The organism is Streptomyces bohaiensis, assembly GCF_012033785.1.
GTDB classification, from domain to species: Bacteria; Actinomycetota; Actinomycetes; order Streptomycetales; family Streptomycetaceae; genus Streptomyces; species Streptomyces bohaiensis.
In genome coordinates this window covers 1-6,730 of record NZ_JAAVJC010000255.1, presented here as the reverse complement: position 1 = coordinate 6,730, position 6,730 = coordinate 1, and the positions used below count along the sequence as shown (strand labels likewise).

Annotated in this window: 5 protein-coding genes; all 5 read left to right on the top strand. The window is 72.1% G+C overall.

Features of this window, described 5'->3' with window-relative positions:
• The first annotated feature begins 486 nt into the window (after nucleotides 1–486).
• Genes HCN52_RS20160 through HCN52_RS20140 form a run of 5 tightly spaced genes read left to right on the top strand, consistent with a single transcriptional unit; the run spans nucleotide 487 to nucleotide 6,617 of the window.
• Nucleotides 487–2,334 carry an ABC transporter substrate-binding protein gene (locus HCN52_RS20160; RefSeq protein ID WP_168089871.1) on the top strand — a complete coding sequence of 616 codons (1,848 nt, stop codon included), beginning with the start codon at nucleotides 487–489 and terminating at the stop codon, nucleotides 2,332–2,334.
• 17 nt (nucleotides 2,335–2,351) lie between these two features.
• A complete protein-coding gene (locus HCN52_RS20155; protein WP_168089870.1) occupies nucleotides 2,352–3,437 on the top strand; it encodes an ABC transporter permease in 1,086 nt (361 codons plus the stop codon).
• Nucleotides 3,434–4,405 (top strand): ABC transporter permease, encoded by a 972-nt coding sequence (locus HCN52_RS20150; protein ID WP_168089869.1) that lies wholly within the window; start codon nucleotides 3,434–3,436, stop codon nucleotides 4,403–4,405. Before HCN52_RS20155 ends, HCN52_RS20150 begins: the two co-directional genes overlap by 4 nt.
• Nucleotides 4,351–5,526: an ABC transporter ATP-binding protein gene (locus HCN52_RS20145; protein ID WP_376767168.1), complete on the top strand. Its 1,176-nt coding sequence runs from the start codon at nucleotides 4,351–4,353 to the stop codon at nucleotides 5,524–5,526. Before HCN52_RS20150 ends, HCN52_RS20145 begins: the two co-directional genes overlap by 55 nt.
• Nucleotides 5,523–6,617 (top strand): ABC transporter ATP-binding protein, encoded by a 1,095-nt coding sequence (locus HCN52_RS20140; RefSeq protein ID WP_168089867.1) that lies wholly within the window; start codon nucleotides 5,523–5,525, stop codon nucleotides 6,615–6,617. The genes HCN52_RS20145 and HCN52_RS20140 overlap by 4 nt, the downstream gene beginning before the upstream one ends.
• Nucleotides 6,618–6,730: the final 113 nt, after the last annotated feature.

Genomic DNA, 6,730 nt, shown 5'->3' with positions numbered 1-6,730 from the left:
CCCGCGCGGCGGTGCCGACGCGGCCGTTCGCCCCATCGGCGGCGCCCCGCCCGGGTGTTCCGGGCTCCCCGGCCGCACCGGGGCGCGCGCACATCGTCCGGTTTCGCGCCGTCGGCGGCTTTCGCGGGTGGGCGCACGGTCCCTCGCAGCCACGCGCCACGGCTGTCGAGATGGTTGTCAGCTGTGTAGAAAGGATGATGAGCGGATCGGCGAAGGGGTCAACCGTGCAGGTCATAGGATTGCGGATCGGTAACGGATCCTCCGGTCGCGACCGATTTCGCCAGTGGTCCGACCGTTGAGTGAATTGTGTTTCGGCGAGGTGAATCGGGCGCGATTCCGCCCGGTTCGCGGCGGAATACGCAGGACCGGGCCGGCCCCGGCTTTCAGCTGAATGAAAGTTTCAGAACCAGGCATTGACTTACCTCCTCCGGTGTTCGAGGGTGCTCGACATTCGCTGACTACCAGGTCTGGAAGGGGAGAACCGCCGTGGCAGAAAAGGCCCAACGGTCGTTCCTGAAGCGCGCTGCGGCCGCCTCGGTCGCCGGAGGTGTGGCGCTGTCGCTCGCACCGGTGAGCGGCGCGGTCGCGCAGAGCGGCGGCAAGGACACCCTGATCGTCGGTACTTCCGGCCTCAGCAACATCCCGCACCTCAACCCGCTCGATTCCGGTTGGCTGCTGCAGGGCGAGATCAACAACCTGATGTACACGCCGATGATCCGGTGGAGCCAGGAGGACTTCAGTCCGGCTCCCGGAATCGCGCAGGAATGGGAGTCCTCCGAGGACGGCCTGACCTGGACCTACCGGCTGAACCCCGACGCCACCTGGTCCGACGGCGAACCGATCACCGCCGAGGACGCGAAATTCACCTACGACCTGCTGCGTGAGAACCCGGTCCTGAACAGCCGCCACGGCGACCTGGTCAACAACTTCACCGACGTCCGGGCCGAGGACGACCACACACTGGTCATCGAGATCGACGAGCCCAGCGCCATGATGAACCACCTCAAGGGTGTCTCCATCATGATCATGCCCGAGCACGTCTGGGGCGAGCTGGACGACCCGGCCGCCTACGCCGGCGAGCCCGACCAGCCGACCTCCGGCCCGTTCCGGCTGAACGAGTACCGGGAGGGCGAGCGGATCACCCTCACCGCCAACGAGGACTACTGGGAAGGCCCCGTCGACTACGACGAGTTCGTCCTGCAGGACTACCAGACCCCCGAGGCCATGGTGCAGGCTCTCCAGGCGGGCGAGGTCGACCTCGTCGGCGGGCTCAACCCGCAGCAGTACGAGGCGCTGGAGTCCCGCGAGGGCATCACCACCTCCACCGGCCCCGGCCGCCGGATGCAGTCCCTCACCTTCAACGCAGGCGCCCGCACCCGGGGCGGCGAGGAGTTCGGCGACGGCCACCCCGCGCTGACGGACCCCGCCGTCCGGCGCGCCATCGCCCACGCCGTCGACAAGGAGCGCATCGTCGAGGTCGCCACCGGCGGCTTCGCCCTCCCCGGCGTCAGCTACGTCCCGCCGATATTCGGTGACCTCTCCTGGGAGCCCACCGGCGACGACCTGATCGCCGCCGACGTCGAGGCCGGCAACCAGCTGCTCGACGAGGCCGGCTACGACGAGCGCGACAGCGCCGGCCTGCGCGTCGACCCCGAGAGCGGCCGCCCGCTGGAGTTCCGGCTCTTCTACCACTCCGACCGGCCGTCCTACGCGATCATCCAGGACTTCCTCGTCGACTGGGTCGCCGAGCTCGACATCCGGCTCAACGCGATCGCCATGGACACCACCCCGCTCAACGAGGAGCAGGAGGCGGGCAACTTCGACATCGCCTTCGGCACCTGGAACGCCGGGCCCGAGCCGAGCGAGACGCTGGCGTACCACACCTGCGCCCGGCTGCCCGAGGAGGCCGAGCCCACCGACCTCACCTTCGCGTTCTACTGCAACGAGGAGTACGACGCCCTCTTCGAGCAGCAGACCGCCGAGACCGACCTCGACACCCGCGCCGGGCTGCTGCGCGACATGCAGCAGCTGCTCTACCAGGACGCGCCGGCGATCGTCCTCTACTACGAGAACCAGCTGGAGGCGTACAACTCCGAGCGCTGGAGCGGGTTCGAGACCCAGCCCGCCGACGCGGGCATGATCCGCGAGCAGCAGGGCGCCTTCGGCTACCGCAGCGCCACCCCCGCCGGCGGATCGGGCGGCCAGGCCGCCGGCTCCGGCTCCGACTCCGGCAGCGCCCTGCCGTGGGTCATCGGCGGCCTCGTCCTGGTCGCGGTCGCCGGTGGCGGCTTCGCCTGGATGCAGCGCCGCAAGACCGCTGACGACCGGGAGTAAGGAACACACGGGACACGATGGGAATCCAGCCCACCGCCCAGGTGCCGGCGCTGCCCGACGGCGGCGCCGGCACCCCTGGCGGCGACGAAGCAACCGTCCACCAACAGCCGTTCACGCCCTCGCGCCGCGACTTCTGGCGGTTCCTCGGGCTGAAGTTCTCCGGTGCCGTGATCTCGCTGGTCCTGGTGCTGTTCACCGCGTTCTTCATCTTCCGCATCATCGGCGGCGACCCGGTGAAGGCGATCGGCGGCGACACCCCGCTGACGCCCTCGCAGCGCGCCGAGATCGAGGAACGGCTCGGCCTCAACGAGCCGTTGACCGTGCAGTTCTGGGAGTACATCCGATCCGTCCTCACCCTCGACTGGGGCACCAGCTACGTCAACAACCAGCAGGTCACCGACCTGCTGCTGGCGCGCCTCCCCAACACCCTGCTGCTGACCGGCACTGCGCTGGTGATCGCCGCCGGCCTCGGCATCTGGATCGGTGCCCGCGCCGGCTGGCGGCAGGGCAGCCGGTTCGAGAAGTCGCAGGTCGGCCTCTCGCTGGCGCTCTGGTCCGCGCCCACCTTCTGGCTGGGCATGATCGTGATCATCATCTTCTCGGTGCAGCTCGGCCTGTTCCCCGTCAACGGGATGCGGTCCACGCGCGGGGTCGGGGACGGCTTCTGGCCGCAGTCGCTCGACGTCGCCCACCACCTGGTGCTGCCCGCGCTCACCATGGCCGCGGTCATCTACGCCCAGTACGTGCTGATCATGCGCTCCTCGATCCTGGAGGAACGCGGCAACGACTACCTGACCGTCGCCAAGGCCAAGGGGCTCCGCGACGACGTGGTCCGCCGCCGGCACGCCGTCCCCAACGCGCTGCTGCCCACGGTCACCCTGATCGCCCTCCAGTTCGGCGCCATCTTCAACGGCGCCCTGCTCACCGAGACGATCTTCAGCTGGCCCGGGCTCGGCCTCCTCTTCTACGAGGCGATCCGCGTCCCCGACATCCCGCTGCTGCAACTGCTGTTCATCTTCTTCGCCGGCACCACGATCATCGCCAACATGCTGGCCGACATCCTGTACCGCTTCCTCGACCCGAGAGTGCGGAGTTCCGCATGAGCGCTCCCAGCACCCCGGCGCCGCCCGGGGAGACCGACGGGCCGCGGGCGACTCCCCCCGGCTCCGCCCCCCGCCTCACCTCCGCCCGCGCCATCACCTGGGCCCGGCGCCGCAAGGCGCTGGCCGACTTCTGGCGCCAGTACCGCAGGCAGTCGGCGGGCCTGGTCGGCCTCGGCGTCCTGGCGTTCATCGCGCTGGCGACGCTGCTCGCCCCGCTCTACACCGACGAGTCGCAGCTGCGGGCCGTCAACGCCCCCGGGGAGCGGCTGGAGTCGCCCAGCGGCGAGTTCTGGTTCGGCACCGACGAGGTCGGGCGGTCGATCCTGCTCCAGGTGATCTGGGGGGCGCGCGTCTCCCTCCAGATCGGCATCGTCGCCGCCGTCCTCGCCGTCGGCCTCGGCACCCTGGTCGGCATGATGGCGGCGCACTACGGCGGCTGGGCCTCCTGGCTGCTGATGCGGCTCACCGACTGGTTCATCGTGCTGCCGAGCCTGGTCCTCGCCATCGCGCTGGTCGTCGCCCTCGGCGCGAGCCGGTTCACCATCATCCTGGCGATCGCCCTCACCTCCTGGGCGGGGACCGCCCGGCTGGTGCGCGCGCAGACCATGTCGATCGAGGGCCGCCCCTACCTGGAGCGGGCCCGCGCGCTGGGCGCCGGGCACTGGCACCAGATGTCCCGGCACGTCCTCCCCAACCTGATGCCGCTCATCCTCGCCAGCGCCACCCTCCAGGTCTCCAGCGCCATCCTCACCGAGGCATCGCTCTCCTTCCTCGGCCTCGGCGACCCGAGCACCGTCTCCTGGGGCACCATCCTGGAACGCGCCTTCCACGCGGGCGCCATCTCCTACGGCGCCTGGTGGTACATGCTGCCGCCCGGCTTCGCGATCCTCGCCGTGGTCCTCGCGTTCACGCTGTGCGGGCGCGCCATGGAGACCGTGCTCAACCCCCGGCTGCGGGGGGCGCGGTGACCACCGACGCGACGGAGCAGGAACCGGCCCCCGGCACCGACCCCGGGGCGCCCGAACCGAGAGGCGGGAGCACCGTGCGCCCCACCCTGCAGATCGAGGACCTCCGCATCACCTACCGCGGCTCCCGCGGCGAGATCCCCGCCGTGCGCGGCATCTCCCTCACCCTGAACCCGGGCGACACCCTCGGCCTGGCCGGGGAGTCGGGCTGCGGCAAGTCCACCGTCGCCGCCGCCGTGCTGCGGCTGCTGCCGCCCGGCACCGAGGTCACCGGCCGCATCCTGCTGGACGGCGAGGACATCCTCGCCATGTCCTTCGGGAAGCTCCGGGCGGTGCGCTGGGCCGGCGCCTCCATCGTCTTCCAGGGCGCGATGCACTCGCTCAACCCCGTGCACCGCATCGCCCGGCAGATCGCGGAGCCGATCGTCCTCCACGAGGGGGTCGGCCGGGAGGCCGCCGAGGCCCGCGCGGTGGAGCTGATGGCCCAGGTCGGGCTGCCCGCCTGGCGCGCCACCAGCTACCCGCACGAGCTCTCCGGCGGCCAGCGGCAGCGCGTCATGATCGCGATGGCGCTGGCCTGCTCACCGCAGCTGATCGTCGCCGACGAGGCGACCACCGCGCTGGACGTCATGATCCAGGCGCAGGTGCTGCGGCTGCTGAAGCAGTTGGTCACCGAACGCCACATCGCCCTCGTCATGATCAGCCACGACCTGTCGGTCCTCGCCGACACCTGCGAGCGGCTGGCGGTCATGTACGCGGGACGGCTGGTCGAACACGGCCCCTCCCACGAGGTGTTCGCCGGCGCCCGGCACCCCTACGCCCAGGCGCTGTCCGCCGCCTTCCCGACCGTCGGCGACCCCGCCGAGCGCCGCAACCCGCAGGGGCTGGCCGGCGACCCGCCGGACCCCGCCGACCTCCCCACCGGCTGCTCGTTCCACCCGCGGTGCCCCGTCGTCATGGCCGAGTGCCCCACCACCCCGGTGACGCTGCGCGCCGCCCGGGACGACTGGCAGGCCGCCTGCCTGCGCGTCGAGGACACCGGCACGGACACCGGCACGGACCCCGCCGCGGCCACCGGCGACGACCTCCCCGCGCCGACCCTGCTGACCAAGGGGGACGCATGACCACCGACCGCATCCCGCCCGCCACCGGCCCGGACGGCCCGGAACCGGCACTGCCCGGGCCTGCGGCCGCTGCGCCGCCGCCCGCCGCCCGCGCGGCGGTCGCACCGGCACTCGCCGCCCACGACCTCACCGTCCGGTTCCGCGCCCCCGGCGGCCGTACCGCCCGCGCCGTCGACGGCGTCAACATCGACCTGCGCCCCGGCGAGATCCTCGCCCTGGCGGGGGAGTCCGGCTGCGGCAAGACCACCGTCGCCCGCACGCTGCTGGGGCTGGAACGCCCCACCTCCGGCACCGTCACCTTCGAGGGCACGCCGCTCGGCTACGGCACCAAGGCGCTCAAGGCCTACCGCCGCGAGGCGCAGTTGGTCCTCCAGGACCCGACCGGCGCGCTCAACCCCCGCCACACCGTGTACGACGCCGTCGCCGAGGGGCTGCGCATCCACGGCATCCACGACAACGAACGCGACCGCGTCGCCGACGCCCTCTCCCGCGCCGGACTGCGGCCCGCCGAGAAGTTCTTCCTCGCCTACCCGCACGAGCTCTCCGGCGGGCAGCGGCAGCGCGTCGTCATCGCCGGCGCGCTGGTGCTGGAACCCCGCGTCATCATCGCCGACGAGCCGGTCGCCTCGCTCGACGCCTCCGTCCGCGGCGAGATCCTCGCCCTGCTGATGCGGCTCCGCGACGACCTCGGGCTCTCCGCCGTGGTCGTCACCCACGACCTGGGCCTCGCCTGGAACATCGCCGACCGCATTGCCGTCATGTACCTGGGGCGGATCGTGGAGATCGGCTCGGTCGACGAGATCCTCACCGACCCGCGCCACCCCTACACGCGGGCACTGGTCTCCGTCCTCCCCGACAGCCCCGTCGGCCGCCCGCAGGTCCTCACCGGCGAACCGCCGGACGCCACCGCCGTCCCCGGCGGCTGCCGCTTCCACCCCCGCTGCCCGGCGCTGGCCTCCGGCGAGGCCGAGGCGGCGGGCGTCGCCGACGCCTGCCGCCGCACCGAGCTGCCCGTGCTGCCGCTCGGCCGCGACGCCACCTCCTGCCACCTCGTCGCCGCACATGACGCGGCGGTCCCGGCGGACGCCTGACACTCCGGCACCCGGCGCCCATCGCGACGCCGCCCGGCCGCCAGTTGCCGAAGATCATCGTGGCGAGGCCGAGGTAGCCGCGGCCGCCGGTCTGGCCGTCCTGGTACATCCGG